We start from the raw sequence: 21821 nt of genomic DNA on the forward strand, positions 1-21821 counted from the left end.
TGCAAGATTAATTTTATTTTCCCCAAACTCAGATCACAAAACCTGGAGGAAACAGATAGACGTATGACACTCAAACGTTTTTACACCATCCTTTCCGCAATGATCCTTATCAATCTCCTCTACGGACCACTCGTAAGAGCTACAGATTCAGGACTCGCATGCCCTGATTGGCCATTGTGCCATGGAAAATTTGTTCCAGAATTTACATTTCAGATTTTTATGGAAGTGGGCCATCGATACTATTCTGGGATTTTAGGGATTCTTGTAGGGATTGGTTTTGTCTGGGTAATACAAAACCAAAACACTCGCAAACAAATGGGGATCCCAGCCACACTATCACTTATCTTTCTTGTTTCACAAGTCATCCTTGGTGGACTCACTGTTACCAAACTACTCCACCCAACAACAGTTAACCTACATTTGCTCAATGCCGTATTGCTTTTAGCATCCTGTTTAACGGTACGTTTACTCATCTCAGAAGATTCTGATTCTAAATTCCAATGGAATCAGCCTGGTAAATATTTTTTTCTTTTCGTGCTCATTGTAGTTTTGTATCAACTTTTCCTCGGCGGAAAAGTGAGTTCTCACTATGCGGGTCTTGTTTGTTCAGACTTCCCGACTTGTAATGGTGAATGGTTTCCTCAAATGGTTGGGCCAATACGAATCCAAATGGAACATCGATTGTTTGGTTATTTAGCAGCATTGTCAGTTTTATCATTGTCTGCTTATGGTATTCTCTACCTAAAAAATAACTTGGTCAAAACATCTTTGAAAATTGCAGCTTATTTGATATCTTTTCAAATTTTTCTTGGTGCAATGAACGTTTTGTACCAACTCCCCAAACTAATCACAGGTTTACACACGTTAAATGGCGTTCTAGTGTTTATGTTTTGTTTTCTTGCGGCTTTTTATCATTTTAGGTCTCCAGGAAAAGAGGTCCAATAATGTTCCGATTGTGGAACCAACTGACAAAACCTAGGGTCACTGTACTTGTACTGGCAACTGTTCTTCCTGGAATGTATCTAGGCACAACAGGATATCCATCTCTATTCGAAATTTCTATTACCCTTTTTGGAACCTATTTAATGAGTTCTGCGTCTTTTATTCTCAACCAATACATAGAAAGAGAAAGAGATGCAGTAATGTATCGTACGAAACAAAGGCCAATCCCTGCAGGCGAAATCTCGCCGGGATTCGCGCTTTTCCTCGGCATAGCAGTTGCAGTCATTGCTTTTGTCATTTTAACCCACTTTGTCAACCTTCTAACAGCAGTTTGTGCCCTCTCTGCATTATTGTTGTATGTGTTCTTATATACGATCTGGCTTAAACCAAGGACAGAGCAAAACATTGTCATTGGTGGGATTTCTGGATGTATCGGTCCACTGATTGGATATGCTGCTATGGCAAATGCACTTCCCATCCAAGCATGGGTTTTGTTTCTGATGATTTTTCTCTGGACACCTGCACATTTTTGGGCACTCGCCATCTTCCTAAAAGATGATTATGAATTTGCGGGAATTCCAATGATGCCTGTTGTTTCTGGAATCCAAAAAACAGTGAACCAAATTTTTCTTTATGCAATTGCATACTCTTTGTCTGTCATTGGGTTTTATTTTGCAGATCAAAGGATGGGCTTTTTATTTTTAAGTGCAGCAATCTTCCTAACAATTTTGATTTTAGTCTTTGCATATCGTTTAAAACTTTCGAAAGATAAAATTCTCGCAAAACGATTTTTCTTTTTTAGTATCTTTCATTTATTTTTGGTAAGTTTGGCAGTCGTTATCGATTCTAAAATCTAGGTTTTTTGATTGATTTGGGCAGGAATTCCTGTTTTTCTTCTGCCCATGGGTATCCTTACACGTTATTTCAATCAATCCGATTTGGAAGAAATCAAAAGAGCCGTCGGCGAAGCTGAATCCAAAACCTCAGCAGAAATTGTTCCTTTTTTTGCTGAATCATCTCACCACTACAAAGAATGGGCATGGCTAGGTGCCTTCCTTATGGGAGGAGTCACTGGGGTTAGTTTTTATACGATTCAAAATCTGTATGGACTAGTTTGGGACGGAGAATCTCTTTTTGCAGTTCTTTCCGTTTGGATCGGAGCCATATTTGGTTTATCCATTACTGCGATTTTCCCAAAATTAAGAATCAATTTAGTTTCAACGAGCGCAAAACAATACTTTGTCGATCTGAGAGCCAAAGAAGCTTTTTTAGATGAAGAGGTTTTTAGAACTAAAGACAGAACTGGAATTTTAATTTATATTTCATTGTATGAACACTTTGTCCGAGTATTACCAGATAAAGAGATCGCAAGAGTTGTTCCTAAATCAGAATGGAACGAAGCCGTAAGACTCATTGTTGAAGGTATGAAATCAAATCAGAAAAAAGAAGGAATAGTTTCTAGTATTCTTTTTTGTGGAGAGTTACTCAAAAAGTATAACATCCAAAGGGAAAAGGATGATAAAAATGAAATCTCAAATGAAATTCGAGATGGTGGGAAATTGATGTGATGGATCTCAGTAAAAAACCAAATCATTTAAAACTAAATTCAATTTTTGATTTAGGAAAATTATCACTATTTGTTTTTCTTTTATCTTCGATCTTTACGGAAGTCCATTCCTACCCAGTTCCTAAACTAGAAAGAAGGGTAATGGACCACGCTGGAATTTTATCAGAAGCTACAATCACCAAAATTGAAGCCGATCTTAAACAATTTGAAGCAGAAACTTCCAATCAAATAGCAGTCTATACAACTCCAAGCTTACAAGATGAACCAATTGAAGAAGTTGCCATTCAAATTTTTGATGAATGGGATTTAGGACAAAAATCCAAAAACAACGGAATTTTATTACTCATAGCACCTAACGAAAGAAAAATGAGGATTGAAGTAGGTCGTGGGCTCGAAGGTGCCTTAACTGACATACAAGCAAAAAAAATCATTCGTAACGAACTAAAACCTCGTTTCCAATCGAAGGATATGGATGGTGGTGTTACAGCCGGAGTAAATGCAATTATGGCTTCGATCCGCGGTGAATATGCACCTTCAGAAAGTGACGTCAATACAACTGGTTCTAATGAATTTTCTGATGTGGCATCTTCTGGATTTGTAGGTGGCATTTTTACATTTATTTCAATGTTTATTCCCGCTTTTGGCGGTTTGGTATTTACCATTGTTGGAATACTTGTCCTCTATCCCCTGTTAGTTTTTATTTTTGGCGGAACCTTTGCCTTATTCGTTGCGATTTTTCTTTTTATCGTCGTGATGATTTTAAAATCGGTTCTTGGACTTGGAAAAGGTGGTGGTGGATCAAGTGGCGGTTTTTTTAGCGGCGGAGGTTGGTCGAGCGGAGGTGATTCCTGGTCCTCTGGTGGGTCTGACAGTTGGTCAGGTGGTGGTGGGGACTCTGCTGGGGGTGGAGCATCCGGAGACTGGTAATCAATCTGGTTTAAAAAACAGAATTGATACCGAATTATAAAAAGGTCACCAACAGAGGTTTTCGTTAGGTGATCTCGATCAAAATCAGAGTTGCGTCATCCTTCCATTGAGATTTGTTCATTTTTTGGAATAACAAATTCTGAATGGTAGGAACCACTTCGGAAAAGGGCAGGGTGTTAGTGTTTTGAATGACTTCCAATAAATCTTCTAAGGCTTGTGCGCCATCCGATTCATTTAACTCTTCGAACAATCCGTCAGTAAATAAAAAGATTCTATCCCCCGATTCTACTTTGGATTCAAAAATTCCATACCTGTAGTGTTCCAAAATTCCGATGATCGGTCCCGTATTTTCCAGGATCGCCAGAGAACCATTTTTTTTCAGATGGAATTGATTTTGTACCCCACCTCCCGCATAACGAAGGATCCCTTGGTGAAAATCAAAATCCATAGATAAAGCGGGAAAATAAATTTGTAAGTCTGCGTTTTTATCGTAAAAATGTTGGTTCATATAGAACAACAAATCATTGGGTCGCATAGCCACAGCAGATACTCTTTCAAATTCTGATTGGATCATCATTGAATAAAGTGCCGCTTGTAATCCATGTCCTGTTGCATCACCTAAAAAGAATCTGTAATAAAAATCTTGAATCCTTTTTACAAAGAAGATATCACCACCAACCTCAGCAATTGGTTTGTATAAAATATCAACCTTCAGATAAGGAGCCACATCGGGAAGTTTGGTGACACTTTGAATGATGGACTTAGCAAGTCTCATGTCTTTTCCAATTTGGTCCAACTTCCCTTGAAGTTCTTCGGTTTTATCTTTAACACGAGTTTCCAATCTTTCATTTAATTCTGTGAGTTGATTTTGAACACGTTGTAAGGTTTGGTTTTTTTCCGAAAGCTCAACTGCTAAATTCTCTGCTTCAACAAATCCTTTGGAAAAATTTCTAGCAATATAGACTGACTGCACAAAGAACATAGTAAAAATTCCAAAATGAATTGTGAGTGGTCCATATATGATCAGATTATTTACCAAAATATCATTAACGAAACTCGCAATAAAGATTGCAAAACTCAGAAAAAAGATCTTAGAGCCTGGCAAAGAATCACGAATGGCTCGAGATATGACAAAAAAAGTATAAGCGGCACCTAACAGAGTAAAAACTTGGAATGGAACCATCAAATAGGTGTAAAAAGATGATCTCGTTACTAAAACGATAAAACAAAATGCAAAACCTAAATACTTAAGAAATTCATATACTCTTCTTGAAAAATAGGATTTGAAGAGTAAATAAACATATCGAGAAAAAATTGGTGTGATCAAAAAGAAACTCAAATAACTTAACTTTAAATGAATTTCCCAAGATAAGTTTGGATACAACTGAATGATGTATTTATTACCTGTAATAAATACTCGTAAGGCGACTAAAATACAAGTAAGGGCAAACCAATAAGTAAATGGATCTTTTTTCCTGTTCCAATACAAAAACAAATGATAAATTCCCATAAACAAAATACTTCCAACCAGAAGCATATCGCGTAGAATCTCAAATTCATATTTGTTATGAATATCAGATGTCCTCCCCAATATAATAGCTTGGGCAGGACCACCTTTTCTATGATGATAATTAGAAATTTGTAAAACGATGGAAGTTTGGTTTTCTTTTGGGAAAAAATCAACGATACGTGGGCGGTATTCTGGTTTCCCTGTTTGGTAAGAATTGGAAACAACCCCATTGGATGAAATCTTTACACCATCGATGAACAGATTATAGGCGGTCTCCATCTCAGGGACTTTTAACGAAAGTGGGACTCCTTGAAGACCATGTTTAACCTTGAGGCTAAAGGTGGCATACCCATCTCCAGCTAAAAATCCTCGGTTTAAAAATGAATCAGACCAAATCCCAGGGATTTGAAAAAAATGTGGTTCTCTAGTTGTATTTAAAGTTTCGAATTCAGAGGGCGAAATGAGTAGACCCGGATAATATTCCCATTCACCTTTTAGTTCTAAGGTTTTTGTCTGCACACTTAGATATGACTCTGCCGACAGAATCCCTCTATCGGCTGTGGGAGGTGCCTCGTTCGTAAGACACGAACAAAACACCAAACACCAAATGATTCCGAACCATCGGAAACTCATGAACAAATGATGCGAATCAGACCTATAGGCGGTTCTGAACTGGGATGTATTTTCTTTGGTTTTCGCCCACATATATTTGTTTTGGACGAACTTTTGAGAAGTCTCCCTTCATTCTTTGTTCTCTCCAATGTGCAAGCCAACCCGGAAGTCTTCCAATTACCTGCATGACAGAAAACATATTTTTAGGGATTCCCAATGTGTGAAATACTAGTCCTGAATAGTATTCTAAATTAGGATACAGAAGATTTTCCATAAAATAGGAATCGTTCCAAACCACTTCGTCTATTTGGAGAGCAATGTCTTCCACAGCAGACAACTTTCTACCTTTATAAAATTCACGAATGATTTCCCGGGCTACCATTGCACGTGGGCTAACCACATCATAAGCCTTTTGCCCAAATCCGTTGGTTTGGATGTTTAAACCACCGCGTTTGAATCTTTCGAAATAATCTTTTACAGGAGTTTTTGTTTTTACAATGTCTTCGATTAGGCCAATGGCTGCGGTTGGTCGTCCCCCTTCTCGTGCTCCCCACTGGGCCATAATCCCTGCAGAGATAGAGGCAAATAGATTGGCTTGAGTAGAACCAACTACTTGGACTGCGGTGTTGGATACATTTTGTTCGTGGTCCGCATGTAAAATCCACATTTGATTTAAAATGCGATCAAACTCTTCTGGAACTGTATAATTGTCTGCAGGCATTTTATGCATCATATAAAGAAAGTTTGTGCAGTATGGATTTTTATCCAATGGATACACAAAAGGATGACCCACTGCATGTTTATATGTGAAAGCAGCAATGGTGCGAATTTTTGCAAGTAACCTGGCGATTAAATCCACTCCCATATCTAACTTTTCTTCATATTCTTCTAAATAATAACTAGAAAGTGAAGTAACCATTACAGATAAAACTGCCAATGGATTGGCAACACCCGGAAAACCATCAAAAAGATTTAACATGTCTTCATGGATCATCGAGTGTTTTGAAAGTCGACCAGAGAAGTCGTTTAGCTCTTGTTTTGTGGGAAGATTTCCATAAATTAATAAAAACGAAGTTTCCACAAATGTGGATTGATAAGCCAGTTCTTTCAGGTCATAACCACGATAGGTGAGTTCCCCTTTTTCAGGATCACGTCTGGACACTTTTGATAAACCAAGTGCCGTATTGAATAAACCTGGATCCACGGTGACGAGGCCGGTTTTTCTATAAAAATCGGTTAAGTCGATTCCTTCTTTTCCATCGGTACCAACAATGACCGGTAGTTTATATGTTTTGCCCTTGATGTGGAATTCCACTTCACTCATGAAAAGACCTCTCTCCCTCCTATCTTATGGAAGGGAAGTTAGGAATCTAGAATAATTTAGACTTGGGTGAGTGCAGAATTAAGAGAATCGTGAATGAGGACAAAATCAGTGAGACCCACAATGTCCATGACTTTGCGGAAGTGGGTATTGAGGCCCGCGAACTCAATTTTGCCTTGGTTCTCAGAAGATTTAGTAATGAGGCTAATGAGAGTCGCAATTCCTGCGGAATTGATATAAGATGTTTCCGAGAAGTTCAAAATGACACGACTGCGTTTGTCCCCTGGAATGGATTCATAAGATTCAACAATCTCTTCTTCCGCTTCGGATGTGATTTCGCCAGATATATGAATTACAGGTAAATTTCCCCCGTTTTCAAATCCCAATCGAATCTTAAACTCTTCCATCATTAGCTTCCAGGGAAATTCACCAAGAACGAGGGTCAACAATAATTAGGATTTCGATTTTCTTTCTTCTTTGGACAACCGGCCAAACGGTTGTTTGCATTTTCGACATACAAAGTATATATCTGTCGGTGTAGCTGATATCCCGACAAGTCCCATGGCGATCATTCCCCATGTTGAATACTTCACAACCTTGCGTGCGTTTTCATCGTCACGAGTGGTCCCACAATCACAAGTGGGTCGATCGGCTTTTTTAATGATTTGGTTCATAAAGACAAGTGTTCGGCTCCGACCCGTAGGCGGAACCGAAAAAGACAATGATTAATTTTTAGAAAGGTGTTCTACGTATTTTGCAAGGATGCGGATGTTATCATCACCCAAATGTCCGTAAGCAACCATTGGAGATCCTTTGATTCCTTCTTTCAAAGTTTTAGTCACACCAGCAGCTGTGTTTCCATTTTTCCACTCAGAAGCAGGAGCTTTGTAGTTTCTTGGTTTTGGATTGAGGGCAGCCGCTGCAGCTCCGTCACCAGCACCTTTCTCACCGTGGCAAGAAGAGCAGTTTTGAAGGTAAAGTTCTTCTCCTTTTGCAAGATCAGGATCTGCACTTGCGCTAGATTCAACAGCAGCAGGTGCTTCTTCTTTTGGTTTGGAATCGCCACAAGCTACCATCACAAATGCGAGGGAGAGTGCGAAGAGAGAGACTAAGACTTTTTTTGAGTTCATTTCTTACTCCAAGATAAGGTTGGCTCCAGTCTCTCACCCTTCTTGTCTTTTGAAAAGAAGAAATCACTGTTTTTCTAAAAGATTTGAGAGTGCCTTTTCTAAATTTTGAAACTGAAACTCATAACCGGCCGTAAGCAAACGTTCGGGAAACACATACTGCCCCTTGGTGACAACAACCGAACCTTCTCCATAAAGCGCTTGTATGGCGAAAGAAGGAACTTTGAAAAAATTGGGACGGTGTAAAGTTTTTGCCAGTGATCGGGAAAATTCATCATTACTTACTGGGTTGGGAGAAACTAAATTATATGCACCTGACGCCGAATCCAATTGGATTAAATGCAACATAGCTGAAATAAAATCCAAAATGTGAATCCAACTCATTCCTTGTTTTCCTGAAGCAATGGAACCACCGACTCCTAACAGAAACGGAGGAATCATTTTTTCCAAGGCACCTCCTTTCGGAGATAGAACGATTCCAGTTCGCAAAACCAGGGAACGAATTCCCCTTGTTTGCAAAGGTAAAATTTGGTTTTCCCATTCCACACAAAGTTTTGCTAAAAAATCTTCACCGGGAGTGGCTTTCTCAGTAAAAGGAGGATGAAGGTCTTCTGACATTCCATAATAACCTATGGCACTGGAGTTCACAAAAACTTTAGGAGGAGATTTTAAATCCAAAACACGAGCGACAAGTCCCCTTGTAAAATCAATTCGGGAAGTTTGAATGAGTCGTTTGCGCTCCTCTGTCCATCTAACTCCCGCTATAGGCTCACCCACTAAATTGACAATGGCATCCAATCCTTCTAAGTCTGCTGTTTGGGGAAGGATACAAGAAACAAATTCCAATTCTTTATACGAAGAAAGTTCTGGTGGTAAAGATGGTTTTCTCGAAAACACACGAAACCTGTGTCCCAAACCAACCGCCGTTTCAATAAATGATGTACCAATGAGGCCAGTACCACCTAAAATTCCGATTTTCATAGGTTCTCCCATGGATTGAGATGATAAAAAAAGAAGTAGCCCATTTTCTCAGGTTGGAGAAGTTTTTCTTTCATATGAGACCTGTCATTGTTCTTCCCGTTTTCTTCGCCATTTCTCTTGTTCTCTTTGGGAACTACTATCTATTTTCTGGAACCAAAAAAAACATACGCCAATATAATGAAAACCCACCATTCCGCATCGAAGACACAACTGGATCAGGAGGCATTCATTTTCTCTTAGACAAAGACAAAAATACAGTTTGGAGAAAGAAACAAAATGGAAAGGAAGAATTTGATTTTTTCTTAGAAATGAAATTATCACATTTTTGGGATGGAGTAGAGTTTTCACCTAGAAAATTTGAAAATTTAAATGTCTTTGCTTGCCCTGGTGAAACATTACCTACATTTCAAATACGTTTTTTATTACGAGAAAGTATTAATGTGGATAAAGAACTTAGAATGCCGAAAGACCAACTTACGTTTGTTTATCGGTTTGAAGAAAAAAACAAATCAAAAATTTCGATTCCACTTTCAAAACTTCCCCAGTTTCAAAATGAAAAAAATTACCCAAAAAATATTTATATCTTAACGCCAGAATTCAAACTTTTATCTAAGGAAGGATGTATTGCGGAAGTTGAACTAGAAGAAAAACAGTAATTTGTTTTTCGATTAAGAGATATTTGTTTGTTTTTCTATTTCTGCTTTTAGTTCGATGATACTCATATAAAGGTTTGCAAATGTTGTGAGTTGGTTCATTGCGTCTTGCAAACCTGCTTTAAATAAAAGTCCGTTGTCCATATGTTCTCGAAAGATTGTCAGCGGATTTTCCGCCTCCATACCTTCCACGGTTTTTTGGTAAGATTCCATAAGTTCCCTTTTATCATCTAGAGACTCAGGTATCTTCCAACCATTGGACAACCGACTCATAAAAAACTATCTACCTTCGACTTCGAGAAGTTTGGTGGTCTTTACGATAAGACGTGTGACAACATAAAAAATAAGTCCAAATCCAAAAAACCATGTATGGAATGGTTTCCAAATTCCAGTGATGTCTACCGCACGAAGTGTAGGCTCTTGGAAATAAACTTGGATCAAATCAAAAACTGTAAATACAACAATGATTCCAAACAAACTTGGATATTCTCGTTTCCAAATATTGCGGAAAGAAAAATCTAAATTTGGTTTTTTATAACCAGACAAACGAGGGATGAAGGCAGGTGTTTTGTCCGCCCATTCCAAATATCCTTTTGCAAATTTACCACGAAGGAAATATTCTTCTGCGAAGATGATTCTTTCGTAATACAAATAAAAAAACATAATGTATACCAGTGCAAAAGCAAAATCCCTCAGGATAAAAACCGGGCCAAGATACATCAGAAAATTCCCTACATATAACGGATGTCTAACTAAGGAATAAATCCCTGATTGGTTTACGACATCTGCCACTTGTTGTTTGGTATTCCTACCGGAAGTATTTTTGGGAGTGTATCCAATCGTAAAACATCTAACAAAAAGTCCCGCAAAACTGACTAAAAATGCACCCGATAACCAATACAAATTGGAATCGTAGTTCCCCTGAAAATAAGGGACATACGGTAGATACAGTAAGGAAAGAAATAGAATGACTCCTGGGATGTAGGAGCGCCATCGGAAGAGAAAGTTGCCTTGTTGGTTGAGTTCTTCTATAAGTGCCATGTGAATTCGTACTTGCTTCCTTTGATTAAGCTGTCAGCATTCGTCCTATGTCAATCAAATCCTTTATCCCTGCAAAGTTCAATCTTCCTGCTCTATGGTTTACGGATCTGACTCTTCCTGTTCTCAACAAAATGCTCCATAATCTTGAATCCATCGAGATTTCAGAAACCGACCAAAAGACATTAAAATCCTTTCAAAAAGAACGGCTCCTATATATTTCCAATCATCCCACAGCTAAAGAACCTGGAATCGCCTACAATTCGGCAAACCTCATGGGTTCAAGGTTTCATTATATGGCCGCACGAGAGGTATTCGAATGGGGGTTTGGGTTTGTTGGTGACTTCATTCAATCGCTTGGAGCCTACTCTGTGTTAGCTGGCATGCCAGACAGAGAATCACTCAAAGCTTCCAGAGAAATTCTCGCATCCCCCGGCGGAAAACTTGCCCTATTTCCTGAAGGTGAACCCACAAGTGGTATGAACGATACCCTACTTCCCTTCCAACCTGGTGTGGCACAACTTGGTTTTTGGGGACTAGAAGATGCACTCAAAAAAGATCCAAATGCAAAAATTTGGATTTTACCTACCTTTGTTAAGTACAGAATGACCGGTTCCATTCACTCCATGCAAAAAGACATCGATCAAACGATTACCAAAATGGAAGAGAAGTTAGGAATTTCCAAAACAGGAAAAGACATCCTACATAGATTTTTGTCTGTGGGAAAACGAATGATTGAAAGAGAGGAAAAAGAATACGGAGTCCCTGTAGAGGAAAATAGAGCCGATGACTTTGACTACAGATTAGGAAGGATGCGCCATGCCATGCTCGACAATATTGCAAGAAAGGCTAATATTCCGAAATGGGATGCTGATGCCAATGCCATCGAAAAACTAAGAAGGATCTTGAGTGTTTTAGAAATGGTTTCTGTCGGAATGCCCGATCCAAACGGGGATCTACCGAGTTTAGAAATGGCAACTTGGGCAAGAAAAGCTGCCACCAAAGCTTACGACTTTATCACCATCCAAACTGCTTATATCAAAGAATTACCAAGTGCAGAACGCCTTTATGAATTTTTATACCGTTACGAGAACGAACTTTTCGGAGAATTTAAACCTCGCCCACACAAAGCAGTCGTTAGGTTTGGAACGCCATTCACGATCAATGAGTATTTAAATTCTTATAAGGAAGACAAAAAGAAAACGCTAGATTCCATTACAGATCGTCTAAAAAAAGAGTTACAGACTATGCTTGTGGAAGAAAAATCCAAATCCAACCCACTCTTTCCAAGCCAATATATTTTTTGATGGAAGCTTTTAGTCCAGAACAAGTAAACCACTTTATCGCAAGCGGGGAACCCATTGAGCTAAATGCCTATGGTGCCTCCAAGATATTAGATGAAAACTTAGTAAAAGTTTTGGATGCCCTCACTGAAAAATATGGAATTTCTGACTTATCCGCCATCTTATTTACCATCGTAAAAGACTTAATTCTAAATGGCTTCAAAGCCAACTTTAAAAGACTTTTTTTCCAAGAAAACCAATTAGACATCCATTCACCCACCGACTATGAGTTAGGTGTTAGAATGTATAAGAGCCTTATCCTTTCTGGAAGAGGGAATACTTTCGAACCACTCGCACGGGAAAAAAACTTATATGTTCATCTTAAAATAGAACACAATGACTCTCAGATTAAATTTGATGTGAGAAACAATACCACTCTTGTGCGCGGTGAGATGCAAAAAATTCGAAATTCCCTTTTACATGCACAAAACTATAACGATATTATGGAATATTATATTGAGAGGGGAGATAACTCAGAAGGCGAAGGGATTGGGATTGCCCTTTGTGTCATCCTTCTCAAAGGGGAAGGACTTCCCACTGACCAATTTCGAATCTACCATGAGGATGGAGAAACCATCGCTCAACTAAACATCCCCCTAAAGAAAGGCTAGCCCAAAGAATCACATCTCACAGTTTGGATTTATGGGTTCTGTTACTGTCCTCTCGAATGATTCAATTCCTAAAGTCCTTTCCGATATCGTTGCCAATAAAACCAACCATGCACTTTGGCTGAACACGTTGTCATTGTTAGAACATCTTGGTTCAAGAAAAATCCTACTCACCCAATCTAGTGAAGAGACCTCAGAGATGATTTTGAAACATGCCACCGAAGAAGCAAGGCATGCCCTATTTTTTAAAAAAGCGGCCCGCACCATCAGGCCCAGTTTCCAGTTAGGATACCAAAATTCCGCACTCGTTCGGGGAGCTGCGGCAAGAATTTATTTCGCAAAATTAGACACACTGGTACGCCGAAGTTTACGCAAAGTGTTTACGGATGAAAAACAATTTACCTACCTTGCTTATTTGTACACCACCACGGTCATTGAAAAACGGGCCATGGTCGTCTATGCAGCGTACGACGAGATTTTGGACAAAACTGGTTCTCCCATCCGCCTAACCAACCTGATTTTGGAAGAGGAAGGCCACCTTTCCGAAATGAGTTCCGAAATGTTCCGTCTTGATCCGGGAGCCGTGGAAAGATTGGCGAATTTAGAGGCAGAAGAATCGAAAATTTTTGCCCGATTTTGGCTCCAAATCCGTGAATTCTCACTGAATTAAAAAAGGCTTGCGGAAAAAATCTCCGCCTGGTTTTCTTCAACCATCTTCATGCGACATAATACTATTATTGGATCTTTGAGAAAATGGGATTAGAAGTCTTTTTATTGCCTTTTTTGGCCAGTGTTGCGGTGACCATTGGGCTCCGTCGTTTGGATAAATCCAACACCAAACTCTCCCAACTCAAACGATATGCGTCCAAATTGACCGATGAAATTGATGGTGTCGCCCTTCAAAAAATCCAATTGGTGAAAGATGCCGGCATTGACCTAGACATCCTTGTCAAACAGTCCCGCAAAGTGGCAGAAGACATCCAACATTTAAGTTCCGAGTCTCGTGACCTATTCGAAAAAATCCGTGCAAGCAAAGATTACCTCTCTTCCTTGTCAGGCGAGATGGAACAAATCCAAGATTTGAGTACCCAAGTTCGTCGTGAAAAACAATACATGGAAGAAGGTCTCTCTCAGATCAACACCCACAAACGAGAGTTACGCGAAGTTTCCGAAGATATGGAAGCCCTTCATAATGAATCCATCTCTATGTTGGATACCTTCCAAAACAAATTGAATTTCCGTAGTGATGAAATTTTACAATCTGTTGCACAAAAGATGGTGGAGTTAGAAAGCCTACTCGAAACCAAATCTGATTTTTTAGACAACTCTCTTTCCAAAATTGCAGAAACAGCACGTGAAAAACTTTTATCTCATGCCGATGTGATGGTTGGAGAAACTGCCGGACGCCTTGACCATGCTCGTAAAGAAATGGATTTACTACTCGAGTCCATGAAATACGCCCAAGGGGATTTGGATGTTCGCCTCACAAAATTTGAAGATACCTCTTCCCTACTCTCTGACAAAGTTGATAAGTTTGATGAAAGGTTAGAAGAAAAATACCAACGTGCTTCCGGTAAGTTGGATGAAAAAGTAAACTTACTCGAGAAAAAAATCCAAGAACGTTTTGATTCTATTTTTGACCAAGTCACTCATACAAAAGATTCTTTTATGAAAGGTCTCTCTCAAGAGACAGATGCCATCAAACGAGAAATTGAAGACCTCTCTCTGGAAACACTTTCGAAACGTGATGACATCATCAACGAAACAAGAAGACAAGCTGACGGAATCAACCAAACCATCATCCAGTTCCAAGAAAAATATTTGGAAGCAGAAAACAAACTCCTTCGCCAAGCAGACATTCGCAAACAAGAACTCATTCGCGAAATCGAAGCCTTCTCGGAAGAATTCCACCGTATCTCAGAAGATTTAAAAGAAGAAGCAAGTTCATTGAAAAAAAGTGCCCTCCAAGAACTCAAAGATTTTGATCGTGAGTTAGATGCAGTGCGTACTAACCAAGAAATAGTTATCAAAACATCTCTTTTTGAATTAAGGAAAGAACTGGAAGATAGAATGAATTCTGATTTCAAACTCCAAAAGAGCGAAATGGAATCGGATTTAGAAACAGTTCATTCTCAAGTCAAAGACTTAAGTGAATCCATCTCTGCGCAAACCAAAGATGTAGATGAATATGTAGAAGAGTTAAAATCGGCTCTCCGAGAATCTGCACATGAAATTTTAGAAACTGCTGAAGAAAAAGCCAAAGAATCCGAAGAAATTGTCACAGAGAAAATCCGAATCGCCAATGCGAACTTGGAACAATTTGTCAGCAAATGGGAAGATGAACTTGGTAAAATTCGGGAAGACCAAAACTACAGCATTGAAAAACTCCAAGACCGATTAAAAGAAATTCATATTGAAGGTGCTGACCTTCTTGGAGAATTCCAAAACCAATTCCAAAAAGCAAAATCCAATTTGGATTTGGCAGCTGAGTCCAAAACCAAAGAAAGTATCTCTCGTTTAGAAGATGAAACAAAACTTGCTCGTAGCGAAGTGGAACGAATCCTCAAACATTTGGAAGAATCAGGAGAATCTTTTTTCAATTTACAAGAAGAGAAAATGGATAGACTCAATGAAACCATTGATTCTAAAATCTCTCACCAATTGACAAAACTTTTGGATAAAGGGAATGTTCAACTAGGCCAACTAGAAGATAAAATTTCGAACCACCTAAACACAGTCAAACGCAACCTAGACGAAAGTATCAAACGTTCCAAAGACGAATCAAAAAAACAAATTGAAACATACCAAAGAGATTACGAAAAATCTTTCAAAGAAATTGCAAAAGAAAGCCAAGACTTCCTAAAAGAAAGTTTGGATCGTTTCCAAGATTTAAAACATGAAATCAGAAATGGATTGGATGATCTAAACGATACCAAAGAAGAAACTCTCTCTAGTTTCCAATCTGAAATGGAAACTTTAAAAGAAGACATCTTAACTCTTTCTAGTGAACTTGAAACAGTTAAAGAACATTCTGATTTATTTGCTTCCGCCAAACAGATCGCCGATGAATCCAATCGTGCCGTAGAAGAAATTTCCGAAGCACTTCGAGCCCTTGAAAAAAATCGTCCAGACATTGATCTTTACCAATCGGCCATTTCTGAGTTTACGGAACTTCGAAAAGAAATCGCAAACGAATTAGAAACCCTAAAAGAAGCTCAGTTCCAAACAGAAGACATCGACAAACAAGTGCAGATCCTCGCATCAAACCTTGTTCATGTTTCGGAAACCATGGAAGGTTTTGAACAAAGTTTGAGTGAAATAAGTTCCATTGAAACCCGGGTGGCTAAACTCACGGCAGAACAATCTAAAATTGAATCCTTCTTATCTTCCTTACAAGAATCTCAAGACTCCGTTTTCCATTTGGTAGAAAACTTAGAAGGCCAAAAATACAATGCACGGGAACTCCAAGCCCGCCTCGATATCCTCGACCGCGAAATCGAAGTGGTGGAAGCTCGTGAGAAGGAACTCACTGAAACCATTCGTTTGGCCGAAAACCGAACTTCTTTCCTTGTAGAAAGAGAAGCACAAATTGATTCGGTAGAACGTAAATTTGACAAAATTGAAGAGTTGCTAGGTGATCTATCCGACCGCCACCGCCAAATCCTCACCCTCCAAAAACGATTGGAAGACCTAAAAGAATCTTCTCGCGAAACGAAAGAGGATTTGGAATCCCTATTGGGAGAAGCCGACGAAACCTTCGAAAAACTCTCCGAATTCCTGGACATTGTCCAAGGTGCCATGCAAAGCCCAGTCCCGGCAGGGAAATCAGACCGAAAAGTTTCGGGAAATCCCCTTGTCGAGAGAAAAAGAGCCACCATCCAGAGCCTCCACGACAACTACCAGTGGTCTTCTGAGGCAATTAGTGAAAAATTAAATATTGAAAAATCCCTCGTAGATAGCATCCTCGGAGTTAGAAAGAAATAACCGAGGTATCCATGTCCGAAGAACAAACAGAATCAACATCGAAAGAATCCCTAATTGTCACTTCTAAAGTGAAAGCTTACATCAAAAGTAAGGGATTTATGACTTCTGGAGACGCAATCGAAGGAATCAACGAAGAAATCTACCGTCTCATCGACAAAGCACTGGAAAGAACCTCTGCCAACAAAAGAACAACGGTTCGGTCCACAGATTTTTAATCCGTGATTTACATTAAAAACAAATCTGAAATTGAAACGATGAGGAAGGCGGGAAAATTTGCCGCCGAACTCCTCGTCTATTTAGAACCCTTTGTCAAAGCAGGAGTCACTACCCTCGAACTCAACGATCTAGCCGAAGCCTATACCAAAAAAAACGGCCATAGATCGGCTCCTCTTGGATACAAAGGGTTTCCTAAGTCCATCTGCTCTTCGATTAACCATGTCGTTTGCCATGGAATTCCTAAAAAAGAAGACGTCCTTTCCAATGGAGACATCGTCAACCTTGATGTATCCCCCATTGTGGACGGATACATTGGAGACACATCCAAAACCTTTATCGTAGGTGGAAAATCCACTCCCGAAGCCGAAAAACTCGTGGCTGATACGGAAAAAGCTATGTGGATCGGAATCGAACAAGTCAAACCGGGAAACCGAATCGATGATATAGGCAATGCCATCGACGACTTTCTTACCCCACTCGGGTATGGGATTGTTCGGGATTTGATGGGTCATGGTGTCGGACGTAATTTCCACGAAGAGCCACAAGTCCCACATTTCCGTTCACCTCGAAAACTCGCAAAAATTGAAGCAGGAATGATCTTCACGGTCGAACCGATGGTCAATTTAGGAACTTGGGAAGTGAATTTTGATAAATCTGATAAGTGGACTGTCCGTACTAAAGACGGAAAACTCTCGGCCCAATTTGAGCATACCGTACTAGTCACAGACAAAGGGTACGAAATTCTAACAAAAGTTTGAAGAAATCGTTCTTGCTTTCACATCCAACTTGTCGTCTAATTTCAAAAGAGGAATTTTTTATGAAACTAACCATCACTCTATTTAGTTTATTCGTCATCACTTCTGCATCGTTTGCCATCTGCCCAGGTAAAGAAAAACGTTCCTGCCCAGGCCACGACAAACTCATCGAGTGCCCGCACGACGGAAAATAATTCCCAATGAACAAAGCCATCCTCTTCGTTGATGACGAACAAATCATTCTGATGAGTCTGAAGTCTCAGCTGAAAAAACATTTTGGGAACGAGTATCGTTATGAAACTGCCCAAAATACAGAAGAGGCTTGGTCTATCATTGAAGAGTTGGCAGAAGAAGGTATCGACATCCTCATCATCATCTCTGATTGGCTTATGCCCAACCAAAGGGGTGATGAATTTCTTAGGGATGTCCACAAAACTTATCCAGGGATAAAGAAAATAATTATTTCAGGTCATATTGATGAACTTTCACTCAATAAATTACGAGCGGAAGTTGACCTACATAGTTTTTTAAACAAACCTTGGTCTGAATCGGATTTAATCAAAAAAGTAGAAGACGCCATTGCGAAGATTGCCTAGGTTTTCCTAGGAAACCTCCGCATGTCTCAATCAATCATTCAAAACACTATCGAAGACTTAGAAAGTTTGCGTTCTAAGTCCCCTCTTGTTCATAATATCACAAATTACGTAGTCATGAATAACACTGCCAATGCACTTCTTGCCATTGGTGCATCCCCCATTATGGCTCATGCCATTGAAGAAGTGGAAGAGATGGTTACAATCTGTTCGGCAACTGTCATTAACATTGGAACTTTATCTGAACCGTGGATCCAAAGTATGGAAAAAGCTGCTGCCAAAGCGGTGTCTCTTGGTAAACCGTTAATCTTAGATCCTGTAGGTGCAGGTGCGAGTAACTTGCGTAATATGGCAATTCGTCGAATTCTTGGAGCAGGTAGTCCAAGTATTGTTCGTGGGAATGCTTCTGAAATTTTATCAACTCTCAATTCCTCGGGAAAAACAAAAGGTGTAGATTCCACCGACTCTTCCGAATCAGCAGTGGATTCAGGGAAGTCACTTTCCAAAGTCACTGGCGGAGTTGTCGTTATCTCTGGTGCCACCGATTACATCTTAAGTGGGACAGAAAAAGCCCAAGTTCGAAATGGAGATGTTTTGATGACCAAGGTCACTGGGCTTGGATGTACGGCCTCAGCCATTTGTGGAGCCTTTGCAGCCATCCAATCCAATCAATTTCGTGCTGCCACTTCTGCGATGGCAGTGATGGGAATTGCCGGAGAAATGGCAAAATCCAAAACCTCCTCTCCTGGGAGTTTCCAAGTTGCATTTTTAGATGCCCTATTTGAAATCGGAGCCGATACCATTAAACAAAAGTTAAATGGTGAATAAACAACAAATCCGTGGGGTTTATCTGGTCACAGATAGACCCTTATGTTTCCACCATACCTTATCGGAAGTCGTGAGACTTGCTGCCCTTGGTGGAGTTTCTCTTGTCCAACTCAGAGAAAAAGAATCCGATAGCCGTACATTTTTAGAACTCGCTAAACATTTAAAAGAAATCCTAACACCTTTTTCTGTTCCTCTTCTCATCAACGATCGTTTGGACGTCTGTTTAGCGGCAGGAGCTGACGGAGTGCATCTGGGCCAATCCGATTTACCTTGGTGGGAGGCTCGTATACTTCTGGGTGATGATGCCATCATTGGTCTTTCCTTAGAAACAAAAGAAGACTATTTGTCTCTTATGCAAACGCATCCAAATCCAGATTTGGATTATTTGGCTGTTTCCCCCGTCTTTGATACCAATACAAAAACCAATACCAAACCGGCATGGGGACTTACAGGCGTTACCTGGTTAAAAGACAAAACAGACCTTCCCGTTGTTGCCATTGGAGGGATCAAAGATTCCAATGCAAAAGCAGTAATTCAAGCGGGAGCAGATTCTATAGCAGTCGTCAGTGCAATATGTTCGGCAGAAAATCCAAAACTCGCAGCAGAGACATTATCAAAAAAATTTCCTATCTAAAATAAGAGTATAATTTCCCATTGTGTTTCACTATACTCATTTCTTTTCTTAATATAAACCAAAATTATTTTGAAATTTTATTCTTTCCAATCTCTTTGTTGTAAATTCCGGTTCCAAATTTCAAAACCGATTCTTTCAATCGGTGAATCTTCAAAATAAACATCAAACTCTCGTTTGTTGATACCTTTTTTATTAATAAAATCAGGATTCGTCCAGAATTTTCTCGGTAAAAAATCTGGTTCAGTAGTTTCTACTTCATTTCTTTTGGCAACATTGGAATTCCAAGGACAAACTTCTTGGCAAAGATCACATCCATACACCCAACCTTTCCTATTCCAATCTAAAAAAGACTCTGTAGCTTTGGCCTCATTTCGATCTTCAATGGTCAAATAGGAAATACATTTTCTAGCATCAATTTGGTAAGCTTCGAGCGCACCAGTGGGACAAACATCCAAACATTTACGACAATTCCCACAATGGTCAGTGATGATTTCTTCTGGATCTGGGCCACCTAACTCTAAATCAGTGAGAATGGTCGAAAGAAAAAAGTAAGATCCCAGTTTGGGATGGATTAGGTTTGTATTTTTTCCCTGCCAGGCAATTCCCGATTCTCTAGAAAGAATTTTTTCAGCCACAGGTAAACTGTCCACAGACTGACGAAACTTGTGATTTGGAAACATCTCTTTTAGTATTTTTAAAATCTGATTGCCTTTTTTCTTTAAAATAATATGATAATCAGAACCTAACGCATAACGGGAAACTTTGGATTTCATTTCGGAAACTAATTCTTCACCAGCATTTGAACGGTATACAAATCCAAGGCAAATCGCGGAATGAGGTGTAAGGCCCAAATTTTGAAAACGATTCCGAATTCCTAAAGCATGGTCTTTGGCAAACCAATCCATATTTCCATATCGTTTTTTTTGAACCCATTCCTCCAAATTTGCCAAGTCAGATTCGGGAATCTTTGCATCAACAAATCCCACTAAAGAAAATCCTTCTTTTTCACAAATGGTTTTAATTTGAGAACGAATCTGGTAAAGTGGATTTGTCATGGCTGATACAGAGAATGAAGTTTATCTTACTGAAATACAAGGCCAGTTGCCAAGCCATTTGTTTGCCCATGTCCCAAAACTAATTTCCTTATTTCCACAAATCGAAGCACTCGTGACAGTTCCTAAAGGCCTTCCCGAACTTTTACGAAAAGGAATTTATTTTGCCCTACTCCAATCTGTGGTAAGGCTTCTTGAACGAAACACAGATCCTCTTTTACCAGAAATCCTTCCCGAATACCGCGAACTCATACGTTCCGTTTCTGAAACATATTCGGTCCTCCGCCCAGAAGTTGAATCCAATTGGTTAGATGAATGTATCCAATACGGAGACAAATCCGCCTATCATTGGGAATGGAAACATTTTGATTCACATGAGTTGTTCTAAATTACGAACGTTCCTTTTCTAATGATTTTAAAAAATCAGGAGGAATCGGTTTTTTGGTTTTGGCTCTATAATCAAAATAAACCTGAACAGTTTTTGCAGAAACATAAAGTTCATTGTTTTTTTTATCTCGTATGGAATATGAAAATTCCCATGAGCTTGTACCGATGGAAGATACCCAAGTTTCGACAAAAATAGAAGCTCCTGGTAAAACCGAAGCCTTTAAATCCATTTCTACACGGGCAAGAACAAAAGGAATGTCTTCCAATTCTGAAACCGAAAGATAACGGTTACAAAAATCTAACCTTGCTAACTCTAAATACGTCGAATAACTTGAGTTATTGACTCGTTTCATGGGGTCCATGTCATTAAATCGAATTTGGATATCAGTTTGAATCATTGTCTTTATTCAAAGGAACCAATTTGAATTTATATGTCACCTCTATGTTTTTATTTTGTATTGGATCTTGACCGAACGTAAATACCGACGTAGTTCAGGGTTACTGCCAAAACAAGGATCCAAATATGTTTTCTCTATTTTATCTTTAGAAATGCCAAGAGATAACAAATACTTTTCGACAACTCTAATTCTTTCTTTGACCAAACGTCGATTGGTAACCAAATGCCCCGATGCATCTGCAGAACCAATTAAAGTAATATATCCTATTTTGGATAAGACGGAAGGGTTAAAATGATCCCATAACCAATCTGAGGATTGTTTTTCCAATTGAGAAAGTCCCGCCCC

At 39.3% G+C, this 21821-nt stretch carries 27 protein-coding genes; 16 read left to right on the forward strand and 11 right to left on the reverse strand.

What is annotated here, in order from left to right; all coding sequences use genetic code 11:
• The first annotated feature begins 63 nt into the window (after nt 1–63).
• The 4 genes from CH364_RS14085 to CH364_RS14100 are packed head-to-tail and all read left to right on the forward strand — an operon-like array spanning nt 64 to nt 3436.
• On the forward strand, nt 64–945 hold the full coding sequence (locus tag CH364_RS14085) for a COX15/CtaA family protein (protein ID WP_100744305.1): 882 nt from the start codon (nt 64–66) through the stop codon (nt 943–945).
• The gene (locus tag CH364_RS14090; RefSeq protein WP_100744304.1) at nt 945–1799 is read left to right on the forward strand and encodes a heme o synthase; all 855 of its coding nucleotides are present in this window, start codon (nt 945–947) and stop codon (nt 1797–1799) included. Before CH364_RS14085 ends, CH364_RS14090 begins: the two co-directional genes overlap by 1 nt.
• Before the next feature lie 9 nt (nt 1800–1808).
• The gene (locus CH364_RS14095) at nt 1809–2510 is read left to right on the forward strand and encodes a TPM domain-containing protein (protein ID WP_100744303.1); all 702 of its coding nucleotides are present in this window, start codon (nt 1809–1811) and stop codon (nt 2508–2510) included.
• The gene (locus CH364_RS14100) at nt 2510–3436 is read left to right on the forward strand and encodes a TPM domain-containing protein (RefSeq protein WP_100744302.1); all 927 of its coding nucleotides are present in this window, start codon (nt 2510–2512) and stop codon (nt 3434–3436) included. Before CH364_RS14095 ends, CH364_RS14100 begins: the two co-directional genes overlap by 1 nt.
• 64 nt (nt 3437–3500) lie before the next feature.
• On the opposite strand, the gene CH364_RS14105 is transcribed toward CH364_RS14100, so the two are convergent.
• The 6 genes from CH364_RS14105 to CH364_RS14130 form a co-directional block, all read right to left on the reverse strand.
• The gene (locus CH364_RS14105) at nt 3501–5579 is read right to left on the reverse strand and encodes a SpoIIE family protein phosphatase (protein ID WP_100744301.1); all 2079 of its coding nucleotides are present in this window, start codon (nt 5577–5579) and stop codon (nt 3501–3503) included.
• A 22-nt stretch (nt 5580–5601) separates the two neighbouring features.
• On the reverse strand, nt 5602–6882 hold the full coding sequence (locus CH364_RS14110) for a citrate/2-methylcitrate synthase (protein ID WP_100744300.1): 1281 nt from the start codon (nt 6880–6882) through the stop codon (nt 5602–5604).
• A gap of 56 nt (nt 6883–6938) precedes the next feature.
• Nucleotides 6939–7289 (reverse strand): STAS domain-containing protein, encoded by a 351-nt coding sequence (locus CH364_RS14115; protein ID WP_165779520.1) that lies wholly within the window; start codon nt 7287–7289, stop codon nt 6939–6941.
• A 42-nt stretch (nt 7290–7331) separates the two neighbouring features.
• A complete protein-coding gene (locus tag CH364_RS14120; protein WP_100744298.1) occupies nt 7332–7553 on the reverse strand; it encodes a hypothetical protein in 222 nt (73 codons plus the stop codon).
• Nucleotides 7554–7604: 51 nt separating this feature from the next.
• Nucleotides 7605–8009, reverse strand: coding sequence for a c-type cytochrome (locus tag CH364_RS14125; protein ID WP_100744297.1), 405 nt, complete (start codon nt 8007–8009; stop codon nt 7605–7607).
• 63 nt (nt 8010–8072) lie between these two features.
• Nucleotides 8073–8987, reverse strand: coding sequence for a TIGR01777 family oxidoreductase (locus CH364_RS14130; RefSeq protein WP_100744783.1), 915 nt, complete (start codon nt 8985–8987; stop codon nt 8073–8075).
• Nucleotides 8988–9061: 74 nt separating this feature from the next.
• On the opposite strand from CH364_RS14130, the gene CH364_RS14135 reads away from it, so the two are divergent.
• Nucleotides 9062–9643 (forward strand): hypothetical protein, encoded by a 582-nt coding sequence (locus tag CH364_RS14135; RefSeq protein WP_100744782.1) that lies wholly within the window; start codon nt 9062–9064, stop codon nt 9641–9643.
• Between the two features lie 12 nt (nt 9644–9655).
• On the opposite strand, the gene CH364_RS14140 is transcribed toward CH364_RS14135, so the two are convergent.
• Both CH364_RS14140 and lmtA read right to left on the reverse strand, forming a co-directional pair.
• On the reverse strand, nt 9656–9913 hold the full coding sequence (locus tag CH364_RS14140) for a hypothetical protein (protein ID WP_100744296.1): 258 nt from the start codon (nt 9911–9913) through the stop codon (nt 9656–9658).
• 6 nt (nt 9914–9919) lie between these two features.
• A complete protein-coding gene (gene lmtA, locus CH364_RS14145; RefSeq protein WP_100744295.1) occupies nt 9920–10681 on the reverse strand; it encodes a lipid A Kdo2 1-phosphate O-methyltransferase in 762 nt (253 codons plus the stop codon).
• A 47-nt stretch (nt 10682–10728) separates the two neighbouring features.
• Here lmtA and CH364_RS14150 point away from each other — a divergent pair, with 47 nt between their 5' ends.
• The 10 genes from CH364_RS14150 to thiE all read left to right on the forward strand — a co-directional run bounded on the left by CH364_RS14150 (nt 10729) and on the right by thiE (nt 19639).
• A complete protein-coding gene (locus tag CH364_RS14150; RefSeq protein ID WP_100744294.1) occupies nt 10729–11985 on the forward strand; it encodes a 1-acyl-sn-glycerol-3-phosphate acyltransferase in 1257 nt (418 codons plus the stop codon).
• Nucleotides 11985–12632, forward strand: coding sequence for a hypothetical protein (locus tag CH364_RS14155; protein ID WP_100744293.1), 648 nt, complete (start codon nt 11985–11987; stop codon nt 12630–12632). The genes CH364_RS14150 and CH364_RS14155 overlap by 1 nt, the downstream gene beginning before the upstream one ends.
• Before the next feature lie 31 nt (nt 12633–12663).
• Nucleotides 12664–13299 carry a rubrerythrin gene (locus tag CH364_RS14160; protein ID WP_100744292.1) on the forward strand — a complete coding sequence of 212 codons (636 nt, stop codon included), beginning with the start codon at nt 12664–12666 and terminating at the stop codon, nt 13297–13299.
• A gap of 83 nt (nt 13300–13382) precedes the next feature.
• Nucleotides 13383–16613, forward strand: coding sequence for a SpiroCoCo family coiled-coil protein (locus tag CH364_RS14165; RefSeq protein ID WP_100744291.1), 3231 nt, complete (start codon nt 13383–13385; stop codon nt 16611–16613).
• Nucleotides 16614–16624: 11 nt separating this feature from the next.
• Nucleotides 16625–16828: a hypothetical protein gene (locus CH364_RS14170; protein WP_100744290.1), complete on the forward strand. Its 204-nt coding sequence runs from the start codon at nt 16625–16627 to the stop codon at nt 16826–16828.
• 3 nt (nt 16829–16831) lie between these two features.
• Nucleotides 16832–17587 (forward strand): type I methionyl aminopeptidase, encoded by a 756-nt coding sequence (map, locus tag CH364_RS14175; protein WP_100744289.1) that lies wholly within the window; start codon nt 16832–16834, stop codon nt 17585–17587.
• Between the two features lie 59 nt (nt 17588–17646).
• On the forward strand, nt 17647–17778 hold the full coding sequence (locus CH364_RS18890; protein ID WP_265352285.1) for a hypothetical protein: 132 nt from the start codon (nt 17647–17649) through the stop codon (nt 17776–17778).
• Between the two features lie 6 nt (nt 17779–17784).
• On the forward strand, nt 17785–18180 hold the full coding sequence (locus tag CH364_RS14185; protein WP_100744287.1) for a response regulator: 396 nt from the start codon (nt 17785–17787) through the stop codon (nt 18178–18180).
• A gap of 21 nt (nt 18181–18201) precedes the next feature.
• Nucleotides 18202–19005, forward strand: a complete 804-nt coding sequence (gene thiM, locus CH364_RS14190) for a hydroxyethylthiazole kinase (RefSeq protein WP_100744286.1) — start codon at nt 18202–18204, stop codon at nt 19003–19005.
• Nucleotides 18995–19639 carry a thiamine phosphate synthase gene (thiE, locus tag CH364_RS14195; protein ID WP_100744285.1) on the forward strand — a complete coding sequence of 215 codons (645 nt, stop codon included), beginning with the start codon at nt 18995–18997 and terminating at the stop codon, nt 19637–19639. The genes thiM and thiE overlap by 11 nt, the downstream gene beginning before the upstream one ends.
• Nucleotides 19640–19716: 77 nt before the next feature.
• On the opposite strand, the gene queG is transcribed toward thiE, so the two are convergent.
• Nucleotides 19717–20694: a tRNA epoxyqueuosine(34) reductase QueG gene (gene queG, locus CH364_RS14200; protein ID WP_100744284.1), complete on the reverse strand. Its 978-nt coding sequence runs from the start codon at nt 20692–20694 to the stop codon at nt 19717–19719.
• On the opposite strand from queG, the gene CH364_RS14205 reads away from it, so the two are divergent.
• On the forward strand, nt 20693–21079 hold the full coding sequence (locus tag CH364_RS14205; protein WP_100744283.1) for an LIC_11502 family protein: 387 nt from the start codon (nt 20693–20695) through the stop codon (nt 21077–21079). The genes queG and CH364_RS14205 overlap by 2 nt on opposite strands.
• A gap of 1 nt (nt 21080) precedes the next feature.
• On the opposite strand, the gene CH364_RS14210 is transcribed toward CH364_RS14205, so the two are convergent.
• Both CH364_RS14210 and CH364_RS18820 read right to left on the reverse strand, forming a co-directional pair.
• Complete coding sequence (locus tag CH364_RS14210) at nt 21081–21476, reverse strand: acyl-CoA thioesterase (RefSeq protein ID WP_100744282.1); 396 nt, start codon at nt 21474–21476, stop codon at nt 21081–21083.
• Between the two features lie 42 nt (nt 21477–21518).
• The gene (locus tag CH364_RS18820) at nt 21519–21803 is read right to left on the reverse strand and encodes a hypothetical protein (protein WP_244280416.1); all 285 of its coding nucleotides are present in this window, start codon (nt 21801–21803) and stop codon (nt 21519–21521) included.
• Nucleotides 21804–21821 lie beyond the last annotated feature (18 nt).

Origin of the sequence: Leptospira harrisiae, assembly GCF_002811945.1 — a bacterium.
In the GTDB taxonomy this organism is placed as follows: Bacteria; Spirochaetota; Leptospiria; order Leptospirales; family Leptospiraceae; genus Leptospira_A; species Leptospira_A harrisiae.

Bases quoted from the DNA above. Each gene is read 5' to 3' on its own strand.
- CH364_RS14085 (WP_100744305.1), top strand. From the start codon at position 64: ATGACACTCAAACGTTTTTACACCATCCTTTCCGCAATGATCCTTATC.
- CH364_RS14090 (WP_100744304.1), top strand. From the start codon at position 945: ATGTTCCGATTGTGGAACCAACTGACAAAACCTAGGGTCACTGTACTT.
- CH364_RS14100 (WP_100744302.1), top strand. From the start codon at position 2,510: ATGGATCTCAGTAAAAAACCAAATCATTTAAAACTAAATTCAATTTTT.
- CH364_RS14105 (WP_100744301.1), bottom strand. From the start codon at position 5,579: ATGAGTTTCCGATGGTTCGGAATCATTTGGTGTTTGGTGTTTTGTTCG.
- CH364_RS14110 (WP_100744300.1), bottom strand. From the start codon at position 6,882: ATGAGTGAAGTGGAATTCCACATCAAGGGCAAAACATATAAACTACCG.
- CH364_RS14115 (WP_165779520.1), bottom strand. From the start codon at position 7,289: ATGATGGAAGAGTTTAAGATTCGATTGGGATTTGAAAACGGGGGAAAT.
- CH364_RS14120 (WP_100744298.1), bottom strand. From the start codon at position 7,553: ATGAACCAAATCATTAAAAAAGCCGATCGACCCACTTGTGATTGTGGG.
- CH364_RS14125 (WP_100744297.1), bottom strand. From the start codon at position 8,009: ATGAACTCAAAAAAAGTCTTAGTCTCTCTCTTCGCACTCTCCCTCGCA.
- CH364_RS14130 (WP_100744783.1), bottom strand. From the start codon at position 8,987: ATGAAAATCGGAATTTTAGGTGGTACTGGCCTCATTGGTACATCATTT.
- CH364_RS14135 (WP_100744782.1), top strand. From the start codon at position 9,062: ATGAGACCTGTCATTGTTCTTCCCGTTTTCTTCGCCATTTCTCTTGTT.
- CH364_RS14140 (WP_100744296.1), bottom strand. From the start codon at position 9,913: ATGAGTCGGTTGTCCAATGGTTGGAAGATACCTGAGTCTCTAGATGAT.
- lmtA (WP_100744295.1), bottom strand. From the start codon at position 10,681: ATGGCACTTATAGAAGAACTCAACCAACAAGGCAACTTTCTCTTCCGA.
- CH364_RS14150 (WP_100744294.1), top strand. From the start codon at position 10,729: ATGTCAATCAAATCCTTTATCCCTGCAAAGTTCAATCTTCCTGCTCTA.
- CH364_RS14155 (WP_100744293.1), top strand. From the start codon at position 11,985: ATGGAAGCTTTTAGTCCAGAACAAGTAAACCACTTTATCGCAAGCGGG.
- CH364_RS14160 (WP_100744292.1), top strand. From the start codon at position 12,664: ATGGGTTCTGTTACTGTCCTCTCGAATGATTCAATTCCTAAAGTCCTT.
- CH364_RS14165 (WP_100744291.1), top strand. From the start codon at position 13,383: ATGGGATTAGAAGTCTTTTTATTGCCTTTTTTGGCCAGTGTTGCGGTG.
- CH364_RS14170 (WP_100744290.1), top strand. From the start codon at position 16,625: ATGTCCGAAGAACAAACAGAATCAACATCGAAAGAATCCCTAATTGTC.
- CH364_RS18890 (WP_265352285.1), top strand. From the start codon at position 17,647: ATGAAACTAACCATCACTCTATTTAGTTTATTCGTCATCACTTCTGCA.
- CH364_RS14185 (WP_100744287.1), top strand. From the start codon at position 17,785: ATGAACAAAGCCATCCTCTTCGTTGATGACGAACAAATCATTCTGATG.
- thiM (WP_100744286.1), top strand. From the start codon at position 18,202: ATGTCTCAATCAATCATTCAAAACACTATCGAAGACTTAGAAAGTTTG.
- thiE (WP_100744285.1), top strand. From the start codon at position 18,995: ATGGTGAATAAACAACAAATCCGTGGGGTTTATCTGGTCACAGATAGA.
- CH364_RS14205 (WP_100744283.1), top strand. From the start codon at position 20,693: ATGGCTGATACAGAGAATGAAGTTTATCTTACTGAAATACAAGGCCAG.
- queG (WP_100744284.1), bottom strand. From the start codon at position 20,694: ATGACAAATCCACTTTACCAGATTCGTTCTCAAATTAAAACCATTTGT.
- CH364_RS14210 (WP_100744282.1), bottom strand. From the start codon at position 21,476: ATGATTCAAACTGATATCCAAATTCGATTTAATGACATGGACCCCATG.